11 protein-coding genes, 1 tRNA gene and 1 pseudogene are annotated in these 15,985 nt (G+C 68.1%); 8 read left to right on the top strand and 5 right to left on the bottom strand.

Annotation, left to right across the window (positions count from 1 at the left end):
- Window positions 1-3 precede the first annotated feature (3 nt).
- From ACOGW9_RS07110 to ACOGW9_RS07085, 6 genes are all read left to right on the top strand, one after another.
- Window positions 4-1,590, top strand: a complete 1,587-nt coding sequence (locus ACOGW9_RS07110; protein ID WP_419909750.1) for a PucR family transcriptional regulator — start codon at window positions 4-6, stop codon at window positions 1,588-1,590.
- Entirely contained in the window at window positions 1,587-2,720 is a 1,134-nt protein-coding gene (locus ACOGW9_RS07105; RefSeq protein ID WP_419909748.1) for an NAD(P)/FAD-dependent oxidoreductase, read from the top strand. Before ACOGW9_RS07110 ends, ACOGW9_RS07105 begins: the two co-directional genes overlap by 4 nt.
- Before the next feature lie 148 nt (window positions 2,721-2,868).
- Window positions 2,869-4,032 carry a sugar ABC transporter substrate-binding protein gene (locus ACOGW9_RS07100; protein WP_419909746.1) on the top strand — a complete coding sequence of 388 codons (1,164 nt, stop codon included), beginning with the start codon at window positions 2,869-2,871 and terminating at the stop codon, window positions 4,030-4,032.
- Window positions 4,029-5,588, top strand: coding sequence for a sugar ABC transporter ATP-binding protein (locus tag ACOGW9_RS07095; RefSeq protein ID WP_419909744.1), 1,560 nt, complete (start codon window positions 4,029-4,031; stop codon window positions 5,586-5,588). Before ACOGW9_RS07100 ends, ACOGW9_RS07095 begins: the two co-directional genes overlap by 4 nt.
- A gap of 17 nt (window positions 5,589-5,605) precedes the next feature.
- Complete coding sequence (locus tag ACOGW9_RS07090; protein WP_419909742.1) at window positions 5,606-6,583, top strand: ABC transporter permease; 978 nt, start codon at window positions 5,606-5,608, stop codon at window positions 6,581-6,583.
- 35 nt (window positions 6,584-6,618) lie between these two features.
- Window positions 6,619-7,338 (top strand): aspartate/glutamate racemase family protein, encoded by a 720-nt coding sequence (locus ACOGW9_RS07085; protein ID WP_419909740.1) that lies wholly within the window; start codon window positions 6,619-6,621, stop codon window positions 7,336-7,338.
- A 39-nt stretch (window positions 7,339-7,377) separates the two neighbouring features.
- On the opposite strand, the gene ACOGW9_RS07080 is transcribed toward ACOGW9_RS07085, so the two are convergent.
- From ACOGW9_RS07080 to purN, 3 genes and pseudogenes are all read right to left on the bottom strand, one after another.
- Window positions 7,378-9,063, bottom strand: coding sequence for a D-alanyl-D-alanine carboxypeptidase/D-alanyl-D-alanine-endopeptidase (locus tag ACOGW9_RS07080; protein ID WP_419909738.1), 1,686 nt, complete (start codon window positions 9,061-9,063; stop codon window positions 7,378-7,380).
- Between the two features lie 148 nt (window positions 9,064-9,211).
- Window positions 9,212-10,770 (bottom strand): annotated as a pseudogene (gene purH, locus ACOGW9_RS07075) (bifunctional phosphoribosylaminoimidazolecarboxamide formyltransferase/IMP cyclohydrolase).
- A complete protein-coding gene (gene purN / locus ACOGW9_RS07070; protein ID WP_419909736.1) occupies window positions 10,767-11,390 on the bottom strand; it encodes a phosphoribosylglycinamide formyltransferase in 624 nt (207 codons plus the stop codon). Before purN ends, purH begins: the two are co-directional and overlap by 4 nt.
- 83 nt (window positions 11,391-11,473) lie before the next feature.
- Between purN and ACOGW9_RS07065 the strand changes: the two genes are divergently transcribed.
- Complete coding sequence (locus ACOGW9_RS07065; protein ID WP_419909734.1) at window positions 11,474-14,527, top strand: UPF0182 family protein; 3,054 nt, start codon at window positions 11,474-11,476, stop codon at window positions 14,525-14,527.
- Window positions 14,528-14,562: 35 nt separating this feature from the next.
- Here the strand turns inward: ACOGW9_RS07065 and ACOGW9_RS07060 are convergent, their stop codons facing one another.
- Complete coding sequence (locus ACOGW9_RS07060) at window positions 14,563-14,850, bottom strand: helix-turn-helix domain-containing protein (RefSeq protein ID WP_419909732.1); 288 nt, start codon at window positions 14,848-14,850, stop codon at window positions 14,563-14,565.
- Between the two features lie 113 nt (window positions 14,851-14,963).
- Between ACOGW9_RS07060 and ACOGW9_RS07055 the strand changes: the two genes are divergently transcribed.
- Window positions 14,964-15,040 (top strand) — tRNA-Met (locus ACOGW9_RS07055).
- A gap of 213 nt (window positions 15,041-15,253) precedes the next feature.
- Here ACOGW9_RS07055 and ACOGW9_RS07050 read toward each other — a convergent pair.
- Window positions 15,254-15,937 (bottom strand): hypothetical protein, encoded by a 684-nt coding sequence (locus ACOGW9_RS07050; protein ID WP_419909730.1) that lies wholly within the window; start codon window positions 15,935-15,937, stop codon window positions 15,254-15,256.
- Window positions 15,938-15,985 lie beyond the last annotated feature (48 nt).

Below are 15,985 nucleotides of genomic sequence, written 5' to 3'. Positions count from 1 at the left end.
AGCGTGTTGCAATCCAGCGAGCAAGCTCGACCGCTGACCCTGCGGCAACTGCTGGCGGCAGGCGTGCTCGGCGAGTCGCATGTGGTGGCCGGTGCCAAAGGGCTCGACAGTGTGGTTGCCGATATCGCCGTAACCGAGCGTTGCGACCGGACGACGCCGATCTCCAGCGGGCTCCTGGTGGTGCTGGACGCGAGTTCGCTGGCGCCGAACTCCTACGCGCTGGACATCGCTCTGCGCGCGGTGCGCGACGGCAGCGGCGCCGGACTGGTGGCGGTCAACGCCGTGGCAGCACCAGGACTCGCCACGCGGCGATTGGCCGATCGCTTCTCCACGGCCCTCGTCGAGGTCAGCACGCCCGATGTGCTGTCGATGGCAGCTGCGGCACGCGAACTGCTGCTGCAGCCCACCGTCCGTCAAGCAGCGATGGTGTCCAAGCTGCTGCATGGCCTGATGGGCACCAAGACCGTGCCGGACACGCTGGCGCTGGTGACCGACGTGCTGGGCCGACCGTGCTCGCTGGTAGAGGCCACCGGCGCGGTGGTTGCCGGTCCTGATGTCGCCGTCGAAGCTGGCGCGCTGCGCCAGAGTGCTTTCAGCTCTCCCCGTGTGGGTGGCGAAGGCGCGGCGGGCATGACGTGTCCTGTGATCGTGGTACCGGGCGAGCCGGCCCGCTTCTGGCTGGTGTGTGTACTCGACGCAGCCGACGAGGCATTCATGGGCACCGGGCTGGAGCTGATGGGCGTGGCGTCGTGGGCGGTCGGCGCCTATCTGGTTCGGGATCGGCTGGTAATGGAGCGCGACGCACGTCACCGGCTGGCGCTGCTCAACGAGATCGTGGGCGGCGGTGAATTGCCCGATGAGACCGTGCTGGCGCAGATGGCCACCGCCGGCTGGTCGGCCGCGGGATGGGTGACTGCCTTCCACGTCGAGGTGTCCGGCGCGGTCGATGCGGCATGGGTGCTGGTGAACACCGACACGCTGGGCGAGCTGCTGAGCGCCTGCGGCATCGACGGCCCCTTGATCGAGCGCACCGACGGCTGGTCGGGCTGGGTCAGCGCTCGCGCGGAGCCCCCCGTGGAGGAATACCGGGCGATGACCCGCCGGCTGCGGGACGCGGTCACCCAGCTCACCGACGAGACAGCCGACGTGATGGCACACGGCGGCGTCGGGCGGCCGGCAGCGGGCCTGCCAGGCCTGCGCGCCAGCCTGACCGATGCGCGCCAGGCCGCAACCTTGGCTGGCGCCGGCGGACGGCGGGTCGCAGTGCGCCACATCGACGAACTCGGCATCCAGCGGATCATGCTCGGCTGGTACGGCTCCGCCGACTTCGGCCGGGTGGTCGATGCATTCCTGGCACCGCTGGAGGCCACCGATGCCGATGAGACTCTGCTGCGGACGCTGGAGGCGTACCTGGACTGCCAGTCCTCAGCCACGAACACCGCGGCCATGCTCGGCGTGCACCGCAACACGGTGATGAAACGGATCGACCGCATCTCCGAGGCACTCCACGTCAATCTCGCGGATCCCGATCAGCGATTGGCCCTGCAGCTCGTGATGCGCAAGCACCGGTTGGACCGGACCCAGCAGTGACAGGCCCCCAAGACGGGGCCGATGTCGTGGTCATCGGCGGCGGCATTGCGGGCATCTCGGCTGCCTTCGAGCTCGCGGGGACCGGGCACGAGGTGGTGCTGGTGGAGCGCGAACCGACGCTGACAGCGCACAGCACCGGTCGTTCCGCAGCCCAGTTCCTGGCCTCCTACGGCGAAGCGACCAATCGACGGCTGAGCGCGGCCTCTCGGCAGTTCCTGGACTCGAGAGCCGATGGACTCGCCGACAGCGATGTGCTGCTGCCGCGCAACGTGCTCTGGATCGCTCCGGCAGGACACGAGGCTCATCTGGAGGAGCGGCTACGAGCCAATGCCACTACCGGCACGCCCTGTGATCGGCTCGACGTCAGCGAAGCGCTGCGGGTGTGTGGGGCACTCGACCCCGCATGGATTGCTGGGGCTGTGCTTGAGCATGGCGGATTCGACATTGACGTCGCGGGTCTGCATCAGGCATACGTGAGAGGCGCCCGCTCGCGTGGGGTCAGGATCTTGCGGCAGCACGGCGTCCGCGGCCTCGACCCGGCCGGCGACGGCTGGCGGGTGCGCACCGAGGCGGGCGAGATCCGTTGCAAGGTTGTCGTGAATGCAGCTGGCGCCTGGACCGACGAGGTGGCCACGTTCGCGGGCGCACGCCGACTCGGCATGCGCCCGCTCCGCAGGACTGTCTTCACCTTCGCGACGAGCCATGACTGCGACGACTGGCCGCTCGTCATCTCGGCCGACGAGAGCTTCTACTTCAAGCCCGAAGGGCCACGGCAGCTGCTGGGATCGCCGGCCGACGAGCACCCTGATCGACCGGGCGATGCACGGCCGCGCGAGGTCGATGTCGCGCTCGGCATCGAGGCCGTCAACCGGGCGACCACGCTCGCCATCCGAGCCGTTCGCTCGACATGGGCGGGACTGCGGACGTTCTCGCCCGATCGCGTCCCGGTCGTCGGATTCGACCCGCGCGTGCCGGATTTCTTCTGGTGCGCCGGCCAAGGCGGGACCGGAATCCAGACAGCGCCGGCTGTTGCCCGGCTCACGGCTGCGCTCATTGGGGGCGAGATTCCTGCTGGCGACTTGGGGGCGCTCGAGTCGCAACTCAGTCCGAAGCGCTTTGCCGCCGTCTAGCTGCCTCCCTTACGTGAAGCCCCGCCTCGGGCATGCGTGATCTGCACCACTAGGGCCTCCAATCGCAGCGATCTGCCCATTGAGGGGCGAAGTCCTCCTCCTTACGTTCGCCTCCACAGGCCGGAACGAGGCCCTGAGGGGGGATCCGATGAAGGCACGCACCTTGATGAGACTGCTCGGCGCGGCGCTCGCGCTGATGCTCGTTGCCGCCGCATGCGGCGACGGTGACGACGACGGCGGCGAAACGGCCGATGTCACCGCCGCGCCCACGCAGACCGCCGCGGAACCCGCGGCGAGCGACGACGAGCCCGACGCCACCGCGGACACCGCCGCGACCGAAGCCGACGACAGCGCCCCGGCAACCACCGCGGCGCCCGCCGAACCGGCTGACGAACCCGATCCCGAGCCGTGGCGCATCGCCTACCTCTCGGCTAGCTCAGCCAACACGTTCCTGCTGGCATCAGTCGGCGAGATGCAGCGGCTCGCGGACGAGAACAACATCGAGTTGGTCGAGTTCGACGCCCAGTTCAACGCCGAGCTGCAGACCACCCAGCTGCAGGACGCCATCGCCAGCGGTCAGTACGACGGCATCATCCTGGTTGCCCTCAACGGACCCGGGCTCGTTCCCGACGTCGAGGCAGCGCTGGCGAGCGGCTTGCAGGTCGTGCTGTTCAACCAGATCGTCGGCGACGATCTCTCGACGAACGAGCCGCAAGTCGACGGCATCGCAGCCTCGGTGATGGCGCCTCCGGTCGTGACCGGCGAGCGCGCGGGCCGCCTCACGATCCAGGCATGCGAGGGACTCGACCCGTGCCGTGTCGTGTACCTGTTCGGCATCCGGGGGATCCCGCTGGACGTGGCGCTGCGGCAGGGCTTCGACAGCGCTGTTGCCGGGCACGCCAACATCGAAGTAGTCGCTGAAGGCGAGGGCCTGTACCTGGGGCCCGAGGGCGGCATCAACGCCATCCAGGACATCCTGCAGGCGCAGCCAGAGTTCGACGTGGTGGTCGGCGCCGACCAGTCGCTGCAGGGCGTTGAGCTGGTGCTGACCGACGAGAGCAAGCTCGACGGTGTCGCCCTGATCGGCTTGGGCGGCTCCTCACCTGCGATCGAAGGCGTGCGCGACGGCCGCTGGTTCGCCACCGTGTACTACGCGCCAGCGAGCGAAGGCCGCCTGGCGATGGAGGCGATGATCGCCGCCCTGCGCGACGGCACCATGACCGGCGGCATCGACCCCAATGCCAACTTCCTCGATGAGGGTCTGGTCACTTCCGCCAACGTGGATCAGTTCACTGCGGAGTGGGATGGGTGATCGTCGAGCCGGCTCAGGGCCCAGTCCAAGCACCGGTCCACATTGAGCTGACGGGCGTCTCCAAGCGATTCGGATCGACGCAAGCGGTGGACGGCGTGAACCTCGCCGTCCGCCGCGGCGCGATCCACGCCCTCGTCGGCGAGAACGGTGCGGGCAAATCCACGGTCGGCAAAGTCGTCTCGGGGCTGTACGGCCCCGACAGCGGTTCGGTGGCTGCGAACGGTCGGCCGGTCCGGTTTCGGTCGCCGCGGCACGCCTTTGACGCCGGCATCACGGCCATTGCCCAGGAACTGGCGCTGGTTCCCGACCGCACCGTGGTGGACAACGTGTTCCTCGGCGTGGAGGCCACGCGATGGGGATGGGTGCGACCCCAGGAGCAGCGCAGGCGGTTCCGGGCGCTGGCTGAGCGCACTGGCATCCACGTCGACCCCGCCGCGAGGGTGGGCGACCTCAGCGTTGCCGACCAGCAGTGCGTCGAGATTCTGCGAGCGGTTGCGCGCCGCACCGAGTTGGTGGTGATGGACGAGCCCTCGGCCCGGCTCTCGATTGCGGAGCGCGATCAGCTTCACCGCTTGGTCCGTTCTTTGCGCGATCAAGGCATCACCGTGCTGTTCATCTCGCACTTCTTGGACGAGGTGCTGGCGTTGGCCGATGAGGTGACGATCATGCGCGACGGGCGGGTCGTGCGTACCACGACTCCATCGTCGGAGACGGCTGATTCGCTGGTCGAGGCCATGATCGGCCGGGAGCTCGAGGCCACGTTCCCGCCGAAGCCTGCACTGCCTGACCTCGTTGGCATGCCCGCGCTGCGTGTGCGGGGACTGCGGTGCACAGGTTCGGTCCGCGTGGGCTCGCCGGCAGGCCTGGATCTCGACGTGGCTGCCGGTGAGATCGTCGGCATCGCCGGATTGGTCGGCTCAGGTCGCACCGAGTTCTTGCGAGCGATCTATGGGGCGGACCCCGGCGATGGCGGCGAAGTGGTGGTTGGCACACAGTCCCTGCGGGGTTCGGGTCCAGACCGGGCTATCCGAGCGGGTGTGGGCCTGATCCCTGAGTCGCGCAAGGACCACGGGCTGCTGATTGAGCGCAGCGTCCGCGAGAACGTCAGCCTGCCTCATCTGGAACGGATGACCCGAGCGGGCGTCGTCAACCGCATCGCCGAGCGCCGCTTCGTCCGGGCCGCGAGCACTGATGCCGGGGTGCGCGACGGCGGCATGGAAACCCCCATGCGGCTGCTGTCAGGCGGCAACCAGCAGAAGTGCCTCTTCGCACGCTGGCTGGTGCCGGGGCTGCGGGTGCTGATTGCCGACGAGCCGACCCGAGGCGTCGATGTGGGCTCCAAGCGCGCCATCTACGACCTCATCGCATCCGCTGCCGCAGACGGTCTCGCCGTGCTGGTCGTGTCGTCCGAGCTGGAGGAACTGGTGGGCCTGTGCCATCGCATCTTGGTGATGCGCAACGGCAGCTTCGTCGGCGAGTTCACCCACCCTGACCTTGACGAGGCCGAGTTGCTGCGCCATGCCTTCGGCGAAGCCTCCCTGAGCGCAGCGACGTGAGAGCCGGGGGGCCTGCCGTGGCCGATGCCGCAGTATCCGTTCCGTCGACATCGGGTGCCAGGCACCAGCTCAGCGTCCTGGCGCGCTTCGGCATCGTCTGGGTCACCCTTGCGCTCTTCGTCGTGCTGGCCATCACGACAGATGGCTTCCTGACTGCTCCGAATCTGCGCAATGTGCTGGATCAGCAGGCGACCCTGCTGATCGCAGCCTCGGTCGCAACGCTCACCATGATCGCCGGCGGCTTCGACGTGTCGATCGCCGCAGTGGCGGTCGTAGCGCCGCTGGTTGCGCTGCGGGTCGAGAACGCCACCGGTTCGGTGGTGGTAGCGCTGATTGCCGGGTGCGCCTTCGGTCTGGCGGTGGGGCTCGCCAACGGGTCGATCGTGGCGTTCGCACGCATCAACTCATTCATCACGACGCTGGCCATGTCGTTCATCGTGTTCGGACTGGGCTACATCGTGAGCGAGCGCAGCATCCTGAGACCGGTCAGCGAGAACTTCCGGGACATCGCACGGACTCGCGTGCTGAGCCTGACCACAGCGACATGGATCTCGCTCGCCGTGGTGGCAGTGGCGTGGGTTTCGCTCGCAGGCACCCGCTTCGGCCGCCACGTATACGCAACAGGCGGCAACGCAGAGGCAGCGCGACTCGCAGGTGTGCGCACCCGGCGCATCGTGGTGTCAGTCTTCGCCCTGTCGGGGCTCGCAGCCGGCCTGGCCGGTGTCGTGGCGGCCTCCCGCACGATCAGCGCCACCCCCTCCGATGACTTCAGCTTCGTCTTCGGCGTCATCGCCGCCATCGTTGTCGGCGGCACATCGATCGCCGGCGGCACCGGTGCCGTGTGGAGGACACTGCTCGGCGCTCTCTTCATCGCCTTCATGGTCAACGGCTTCAACCTGCACCAGGTCGACCCGATCTGGCAGCGAGTCATCCAAGGCGTTGTGATTCTTGTTGCGGTCGCCGCTGACGCTTGGTCCCGTTCGCGCCGATCCTGATTTCTGTCTCTTCATTGCATACGAAAGGACTCACCATGAAGATCCACATCGTCGTTCCGATCACCTCGGACACGTTCAACGAACAGATCACCCTTGAAGCTCGAAGCTTCGTCGGGCCGGAGATCGACATTGAGGTCTCGAATCTGCGCTACGGGCCGGCCTCCATCGAGTCGTTCTACGACGAGGTGCTGGCGGGCCCAGCAATTGTCGAGGAGGTGCGCCGCGCAGCCGACTCCGGGGCGGACAGCGTGTTCATCACCTGCTTCGGCGACCCGGCTGTGCCTGCGGCCCGCGAGCTGGTGGACATCCCCGTCGTCGGCGGTTTCGAACCGGCCATCGCGACAGCGCTCACTTTGGGTGCTCGCTTTTCGGTCATCACCGTGCTCGAGAACGTTGTGCCCATGATCTCGGATCTCGCGACACGAATGGGCATCCGGGAGCGCATGGTCTCGGTCGAAGTGGTGGACACGCCTGTCCTCGAATTGCACGACGGCGACGCCCTCCTCAAGAGTCTCTCCCAAGCGTCACACCGTGCCTTGGATCAAGGTGCCGATGTGCTGGTGCTGGGGTGCACTGGCATGCTCGGCGTGGCAGCGGCACTGCAGTCCCAGCTCGCAGCGGAGCGCGTGAGGGTTCCCGTTGTCGACCCGACCGGTGCTTCGCTCGGACTCCTGCTCACACTGCACTCGATGGGCTTGAAGCCGAGCCGGCGCACCTACATGCCACCCCCAGACAAGGAGCGCATCAGCGCCTGAAGGGGAGTTCCAGCGCCCTTGGGCGCCAGCGCCAGCGGCTCAGCTTGCGGGGCCGTAGGTGTAGCGGCCTATGGCGTCGAGCGTGAGCTGGCGCAGGGTGTTGCAGCTTCCGATCCGGATGATGAGCGGTTCGTTGGCGATCATGGCGAAGGTGAGCACGTCGCCGTTGGCCGCGGTGCTGACCCCGGCGATGGCCGAGCTGTCGTTGAGCTGTCCGCCCTTGGCGAAGACCGTGTTGGCGGGGCCCTGCCCGTTTCCGGGAGGCCGCGGCCCGCAGCTCTGCAGTGTCGGGGTCCGTCCGGCGATCGACAGCGAGCCCACGAAGCGGGAATCGCTGCCCGCCATCAGCAGCAGTCTCACCGCGGCCTCGCAGCTCATGCGGTTGTGAACCGACAGCCCGGAGCCGTCCACCAGGGTGATCTCGTCGGCCGCGGTTCCCAAGAGGCCGCCGAGGGCGGCGGTTGCTGCTGCTGCCGAGCCCGCCCGTGACGAGTCGCCGTGATGCCGACCGATCTGCTTGAACAGCATCTCCGCCGGGGTGTTCTCCGAATAGCGCAGGATCCGCACCAGCATCTCGGCGATCGTGGGCGAGACGATGCGGCCGAGAGCGGTCGAGTCGTTGGCTGCGGGGGCGCTGCCCGATCGGGGCCGATGGCGGATGACCAGGCCACGTTCTTCGAGCAAGTCGTCGAAGTCGGATGCCGCGGCCTGGACGGGGTCGACGCTGCGGGTGTGGCTCCGGCGGTCGATGGTGTAGGGCGAGTAGCCATCGTTGATGATCAGCCCCGACAAGACGCCCACGAAATTGCCTGACAGGTACGACTCCTTCCACACCGCCGGGGTCTCCGATGTCGCTCCGGGCGGGAACTGGTCGGTATAGGTCCGCTCGCCATCGGCGAACCACGATCCGTCGCCGACGATCGCGCCATCGATGGTGTCGATGCCCGCAGCATCGAGCTCTGCCATCACGCGGTCCGCCAGCTCGCTCGCGTCGGTGTAGGGGCGCGCATCGGCAATGCGGTTGATGTAGCCGGGAGTGGCCAGCACCGGGTCGCCGCCGCCGATCAGGTACAGGTCGCCCTGCAGCACGCCGTCGCTGGCCGCAGCGAACTCGCTGGCGTCGGCGACCACCCGTGTGGTGAACGTCGCATTCGCGCCGAGCTCGTTCAGCGCAGCGGTGACGGTCGCGAGCTTCATGAGCGATGCCGGCAGCAGCGGCATGTGGGGCTCGTGCTCGAAGATCGGCTCGTCGTTGCGGTACAGCGACATGCACATGTCCTCGGGCGCTTCGCTGGATTGCAGAGCGGCCGAGAATTCGGTTGTCAGCCGCTGCTGCCACGCCGGTGCGCTGCTGTCGGGCTGAGGCACAGCGTCGGCGGGATCCTCTCCCGCTGCGAGCGCTGCAGCGACGGCGCCCACAACGGCTGCGGTCTCCCATCGATCTGCGCCGTACACGCGGGTCATGTCGCGGTTCGGCAGCTTTGCCTCCGGCACCGCTGCGGGCCCGCCCACCACGTATCCGCCCGGAGCGGCCGCGGCCAGCCGCTTCAGCTGGTTCTGCGGGAATGGCTCGTCTCGGCCCCCGGCCAGCACGATGCAGCTCGCCGCCCCGAGCACACCCTTGAGCGTGACCGCCGAGTAGATGTCGGACTGTGCGTCGGCATCGGATGCGACGACCACCGGCACCGCATCGGTGCAGTCGCCCAGCACCTCGGGCGGCGGCAACGTTGCGGACCCAGTCGCCTGTGCGCCCGCTGGACTCGCAAGCGGCACGCTGAGCGCTGCCGACAACACGACTGCCGCTGCGACCGCTGTACAGCGTCGCCGCCGTCTTGGCGTTCCCACGTTCCGCCGACCTCCGTTCAGGTACTTACTAGTGGCGGAACTGCCGCTCGCCGGTGAACAGCATGGCAAGGCCGAGCTCGTTGGCTCGGGCAATCACATCGTCGTCGCGCAGGGCGCCGCCGGGTTGCACCACCACGGCCACGCCGGCCTCCGCAGCAGCCTCGACGCCGTCGCCGAAGGGGTAGAACGCGTCGCTGGCGCAGGCGCCGCCGGCAGCCCGCCCATCGGCTTTCGCGGCGGCGAGCTGCCCGACTCCACTCGGTTCTGCTGGCCGGCACCAATGCCCCAGGCTGTGCGGTCCCGCGCCAGCACGATCGCGTTCGACATGACGTGCCCGCAGACCCGCCAGGCGAAACGGGCGTCGGCCAGCTCGCTCGCCGTGGGCTTGCGCTCAGTCACCACCTGCCAGTTCTCAGGCGCCGATGCGAACGTGTGGGGCGACTGCACCAGCCATCCGCCGTTGATCTGCCGCAATGACAGGCCGGCCTCGTCGGGCCGCGGTGCCTCCAGCACCCGGGTGTTGCGCCGCTTCGCCTCAAGACGCTCCACCACGCCGTCCTCGTAGCCCGGCGCGATGATCAAATCGGCCTGGGCGGCGGCTTCGATGCGCTCGACCGTGTCGAGGTCGACGATCTGGTTGAACGCCACGATGCCGCCGAATGCCGAGCGGGCATCGCAGTCGTACGCCCGCTGGTACACGTCGGCGAGATCGTCGCCGGCCGCGGCACCGCACGGGTTGGCGTGCTTCACGATCGCGACCGCCGAAGAGCCCTCAGCGGCGCCGAGGTCGTGCACGATCCGCCACGCCGCATCAGCGTCGAAGAAGTTCAGGTAGCTCAGCGCCAGCCCGCTGTGCTGGTAGGCGTGGTCCCACCAGGTCGACTCGCCGACCGGCCGGTAGCGGGCGCCGCGATGGTGTGGGTTCTCGCCGTAGCGGCATTCGTCCACCCGTTCCAGCGCCAAGTGCACGGTCGGCGGCAGGGGAGTTGACTCACCGGCCCCCGCCTCCATCTCGCCCTCGGCGGGCTCGTCCAGCCAGCTCACGATCGCCGCGTCGTAGGCAGCCGTATGGGCGAAGGCGGCCCGCGCCAGCCGACGCCGCGTCGCCGCGCTCAGCCCACCAGCACCTGCCTCATCCAGCTCGGCCAGCACCGCCTCGTAATCGGCGGGGTCCACCACCACGCCCACGCCGCCCGCAACGTCACCGTGGTTCTTCGCAGCAGCGCGCACCATTGCCGGCCCGCCGATGTCGATGAGCTCGGGCCCCGGGTCGGACCGGAACGGATACAGGTTGCACACCACCAAGTCGATGGCCGCGATGCCGTGCTCGTCCAGCGACGCCAGGTGCGCCGGCTTCGACCGGTCCGCCAGGATCCCGCCGTGGATGCGCGGGTGCAGCGTCTTCACCCGGCCGTCGAGCATCTCGGGGCTGCCGGTGACGTCCTCCACCGCCAGCACCGGCACGCCGGCCTCGGCCAGCGCCGCGGCAGTCCCGCCGCTCGACACGATCTCCCACCCGAGGTCCGACAGCCGGGTCGCGAACTCCACCACGCCGGTCTTGTCCCATACCGAGATCAACGCCCTCATCTGGTCTGTCCTTCCGGGATCCGTTCTTGGGTGCACCGCTCGAGAAACGCCGCAATCGTCGCCGGGTAGAGCTCGCGTTCGGTCGCCTTGATGCGCTCGTGCAGCGTGGCCTCGTCGTCGCCCGCCAGCACCGGCACCGCCTGCTGTGCCAGCACCGGGCCGGCGTCCACCTCGGGAATCGCGACGTGCACCGTGCAGCCCGACTGGGCGGCCCCGGCTTCGAGCGCGTCGCGCACCGCATGCCAGCCGGGAAACGCCGGCAGCAGCGACGGGTGGGTGTTCAGCACGCGCCCCCGGTAGCGCCCGTCGCCCCATTCGAAGAACGACCCGTCCAGCACCGTGCCGAAGCCAGCCATCGCCACCACGTCGACGCCTCGTTCGGCCAGCACGGCGGCCAGTTCGCAGCTGTAGCCCTCCCGATCGAAGCGCCGCTGCGCCGCATCGCCGGCCCCGCCCATCCAGTCCGCACGCGCCACCAGCACGGTCTCGATCCCGGCATCGGCGGCGATGCCCAGCCCCCGGCACGGCCGATCGGCCCCCACCAGGTCCACCGGCAGCCCGCCGCCGAGCATCGCTTCGAGGATGGATCCGGTTCCCGAGACCAGTACCGCCAGCCGCACCGCGCCGAACCTACGCGCCCCGCCCGACAAACCGGCGGTCCGCCGCCTGCTGGCACGACGCGCCCCAGTAGCCTCGCTGCCGTATGCGTCCCCCCGAGGACATGCCGCCTCCCTCCTCCGAGCCACCTCCCGGATCGGGGGGTCCCCAGCGACCGCAAGGTCCCCAAGGCCCCCAAGGCCCGCAGGGTCCGGGCAGGCCCGGCAGGCCAGGCCGCCCACGGGGCCTCACGCGCTTCCGGCTGATCATCGCCATCATCGTTGCGGCGGGCTTCATCCTGCTGCTGTCGGTCCGGGGCCTCGCCGGCTTCTGGACCGACTACCTGTGGTTCGACAGCCTGGGCTACGCCTCGGTGTGGTGGAAGGTGCTGTGGGCCAAGATCGGCCTCGGCCTGCTGTTCACGGCGATCTTCTTCGTCCTGCTGTGGGTGAACCTGTTCATCGCCGAACGTCTGGCGGGCCGTGCCGCACTGGCAGGCCCTCCCGAGGACATCGCAGCCCGCTGGCGCCAGATGAGCGGCCGCCGCCGCTTCCTCATCCGCACCGCGGTGGCGCTCATCCTGGCCTTCATGGTCGGGGCGGGCGTCTCAGGCCAATGGGAATCGTGGCTGTTCTTCGTGAACGCCACCGACTTCGGCCTCGAAGACCCCCAGTTCGGCCGCGACATCGGCTTCTACGTCTTCCGCCTGCCGTTCTTCAACTTCCTCGTCAGCTGGGCGTTCGCGGCAATCCTGGTCACGTTCATCTTCACCGCGATCTGGCACTACCTCAACGGGTCCATCCGGGTCCAGGCGCCCGCGGGCAACCGGGTGACGCCCCAGGTGAAGGCGCACCTGTCGCTGCTGCTGGGCCTGCTGGCGCTGATCAAGGCCGTCGGCTACTACTTCGACCGCTTCGAGCTGACGCTGTCCACCCGGGGATTCGTGGACGGCGCCACCTACACCGACGTGAACGCTCAGTTGCCGGTGCTGCAGCTGCTCATGGTCATCAGCGCCTTCAGCTTCGTGCTGCTGGTGGTGAACATCTGGCGGCGGGGCTTCACCTACCCCGTGATCGCGGTGGCGCTGTGGGCCGTCGTCGCGGGCCTGGCGGGCGCTGCCTACCCCGCCATCATCCAGCGCTTCCAGGTGGAGCCGTCCGAATCGACCCGCGAGGCGCCCTACATCGAGCGCAACATCGAGATGACCCGCATCGCACTGGGGCTCGACAACGTCACCCAGAGCGAGTTCCAGTACGAGCCGGAGCTGACCGCCGAGGACATCGAGAACAACTTCGACACGGTGCGCAACGTGCGGCTGCTCGACCCGGCCGTCATGCAGGACACGTTCCAGCAGACCCAGGGCATCAAGAGCTTCTACGACTTCCGCGACATCGACGTCGACCGCTACGAGATCGACGGCCGGGTGACGCAAATCGTGCTGGCAGCGCGTGAGCTGCGACCCACCGAGCTGCCCACCGATACCTGGGAGACCGAGCACGTCGCCTACACCCACGGCTACGGCGTGGCGGCGGCGCCGGCGAACGGGGTGGACGCCAACGGCCGCCCCGCGTACGTGCTGGGCGACATCCCCGGCGTGACCGAGCCTGGCGCCGAGACGCTCGAGCTCGACGAGCCGGGGTTGTACGTGGGCGAGGGCCTCGCCGGCTACGCCATCGTGGGCGCCCAGCGTGCCGAGGTCGACTTCCAGGACGACGACGACCGCACCGAGACCACCCGTTATGACGGTGAAGACGGCGTCGGCATCGGCGGCATCTTCCGGCGGCTGGCGTTTGCCGTGCGTTTCGCCGAGCCGAACCTGCTGGTGTCGGGGGAGATCCAGGGCGACAGCCGGATCCTCTACAACCGTGACATCCAGGACCGGGTGCGCCTGCTGGCTCCTTTCCTGTCGTATGACAACGACCCCTACCCGGTGGTGATCGACGGGCAGGTCAAGTGGGTGCTCGACGCCTACACCACCACGACGCAGTTCCCGTATGCGCAGCGGACCAACCCGCGGGCGGCGACGCTGGGCAGCGACCTGCGCGAGACGATCAACTACGTGCGGAACTCGGTGAAGGCCACCGTGGACGCCCACGACGGCACGGTCACGTTCTACATCGTCGACGAAGACGACCCGATCGTGCAGTCGTACAAGAAGCAGTTCCCGGACCTGTTCGCGGACGGACCGCCGCCGATGGAATTGCAGGAGCACTTCCGCTATCCCGAGGATCTGTTCCGGGTGCAGACCGATGCCTGGGGCCGGTATCGCCTGAGCGACCCGTCGGAGTTCTACGACGCCGCGGGTGCGTGGGCGGTGGCGCAGGACCCGGGCGACTCGATCGGCCAGACCACCGTCGAGACGGTGCGCGACGAGACGACCGGTCAGGTGATCGCCACGGTCGAGGCCCGCATCTCGCCGCAGTACCTGCTGTTCCGATTGCCGGGAGACGATGCCGAGTCGTTCGTGATCTTCCGGCCGTTCGTGCCGTTCTCCGAGGATGACTCAAGGAAGAACCTCGAAGGCTTCATGGTGGTCCACAACGACCCCGATCGCTATGGCGACATCGAGGTGTTCGAGATCCGGTCGGACCAGCCGATCGACGGTCCGGCGCTGTTCAACTCGAACATCCAGACCGAGGAGGAGATCTCCGAGCGGCTGACGCTGCTGAACCAGAACGGCTCGGTGGTGCGGCCCGGCAACCTGCTGCTGATCCCGGTGGAGAACTCGCTGCTGTACGTGCGGCCGCTGTTCATTGCGGCGACTGGGCCGACGGCCGTGCCCGAGCTGCAGCTCGTGATTGCCGGCATCGGCTCGAGAGTGGTGATCTCCGAGACGTTCGAAGGGGCGCTCGAGAAGGCGATCGGCGGGGCCGAGATCGACATCGGCAACGGGACGATCCGATCGACCACTGCGGCGCCCACGACACCCGACGAACCCGAGGACGAGCCAGCCGCAGCTGTGCCCGACGACGAGCCCGACACCGCACCGGACACCGACGACGTAGGCGACCTGCTCGAACGTGCCGCGAGGGCCTTCGAGCGAGCCGACGTCGCCCTGCGAGAAGGCGACCTGGCCGCCTACCAAGAGGCCGTCGACGAAGCCGAGCGCCTGATAGCCAGAGCCGCCCGAATCCTCCAACAAGCCGCCACCGGCGGCTAGCCCGCAGCCCGTCTCTGATAGGGCCTCGGGCCTGATCAGGAGGCGCGTGCTACGAGCCGAATATCGGCATCGAGAGCGTCAGCGATCCGCTGGAGGGTGCGCGCCGTCGGACTCGTGGAGCCGCGCTCGATCCTGCTGATGTCGGCTTGATTCACACCGCAGCGTTCGGCCAGCTGGCCCTGGGTCAAGCCGTGCTTCTCACGCAGGTCCACGACCTGCATCGCAATCTCGTACGCCCGCGCGAACACCTCGCCTTGAGCCGCGACCTCAGGGGCAAGTCGTGCCCGGCGTGCTGAGACGACCTCTTCGTAGGGAAGTGACATAGGTAGGCCATCCCTCCTCAACCCATTATGGGGAATTCACCATAGGGGTTGCCAATGGGAGAACCGCGACCTTGCTGGCCTCGGGAGGCCGCTGGTAGTGTTGACGCTCTCGCCGCGGGGTGGAGCAGTCTGGAAGCTCGTCGGGCTCATAACCCGAAGGTCGCAGGTTCAAATCCTGCCCCCGCCACCAAGGGGTCTTGGCCAGTGCACCCCATTTGTGTTGGCCAGTTGCACCTAGATCGGGCCTTTTTGGCCCGATTTTGCGCGTTTCGGCCCGTGTTCAGGGCTTGTTTTGGTGGTGGTTTGCCGGTTCGCGTTCGTTAGGCGGTGAGGTGCGTGTGGACGCACGCGACGAAGCAGACGGCTTCGTGGCCGTCTGCTTCGCTGGCGGGTCGCCGGTCCGCTATGGGGGTGGTCGTGCGCGGAAGTCGGGTGCCTCGCCGGTCGGCGGGCTTGAGGCCGGTTGGTCGGTGTCCGGCTGCTGTTGGGGTGTGTTGTTTGTGGGTTGTGTCTTGTTGGCGGCTCGTCGGGCCTGTTTGGCGGCTGTGAGTTCTGCTTCGAGTTGTGCTTCGCCGTTGCGGGTGAGTTTGAGGTTGTACCAGACGGCTTGTGCGAGGCACATGATGTGGCGGGCGGCGATGCCCATGATGCGGTTGACCTTTTTGGAGAGGCCGTTCTCGTCTTTGATCTGGGCGAAGATGTTCTCGGCGGGATTGCGCTGTCCGTAGACCTGGTCGTGCAGCGGTGTGCCCCATGGTGGCCACTGGAAGTAGTCGAGGTCTTCGACGATTGCGGTGATGAGTCCTTGGTGGAGGATGCCTTGGGGGAGGTTCTTGAAGATGCTGGTGAGATCTGCCGGCGGCGGGTACAGCGGCTGTTGACTGGGTCCGGCGTTCTGGTCGGGGTCGATGTTGAGCCGTCCGTCTCGGGTGGGCGACGAGAGCCGCTTGGCGCCGCCTTCGATGTGCGCGTGGACTCGCAGCGCGAATCGTTGGGCTCGTTCTGTGTAGAACTGCTGGAGCTCGTCGCCTTTGAGTCCTGGTGGGGGTTTGCGCCAGCTGCGCGGGGTGCAGGCGTTAATCGCCAATCACCGAAGGCAGGCCAGGGGGGCGTGCCCATATTCGAACTACTACGG

Origin of the sequence: Candidatus Poriferisodalis sp. (assembly GCF_965203655.1) — a bacterium.
In the GTDB taxonomy this organism is placed as follows: Bacteria; Actinomycetota; Acidimicrobiia; order Acidimicrobiales; family Poriferisodalaceae; genus Poriferisodalis.
The sequence above is the reverse complement of the archived record's forward strand: the minus strand, read 5'-3'. Positions and strand labels throughout refer to the sequence as shown.

What these genes read in the sequence shown, in the direction of transcription:
- ACOGW9_RS07065 (WP_419909734.1), top strand. Translation starts at nt 11,474, where the DNA reads ATGCGTCCCCCCGAGGACATGCCGCCTCCCTCCTCCGAGCCACCTCCC.
- ACOGW9_RS07085 (WP_419909740.1), top strand. Translation starts at nt 6,619, where the DNA reads ATGAAGATCCACATCGTCGTTCCGATCACCTCGGACACGTTCAACGAA.
- ACOGW9_RS07060 (WP_419909732.1), bottom strand. Translation starts at nt 14,850, where the DNA reads ATGTCACTTCCCTACGAAGAGGTCGTCTCAGCACGCCGGGCACGACTT.
- ACOGW9_RS07100 (WP_419909746.1), top strand. Translation starts at nt 2,869, where the DNA reads ATGAAGGCACGCACCTTGATGAGACTGCTCGGCGCGGCGCTCGCGCTG.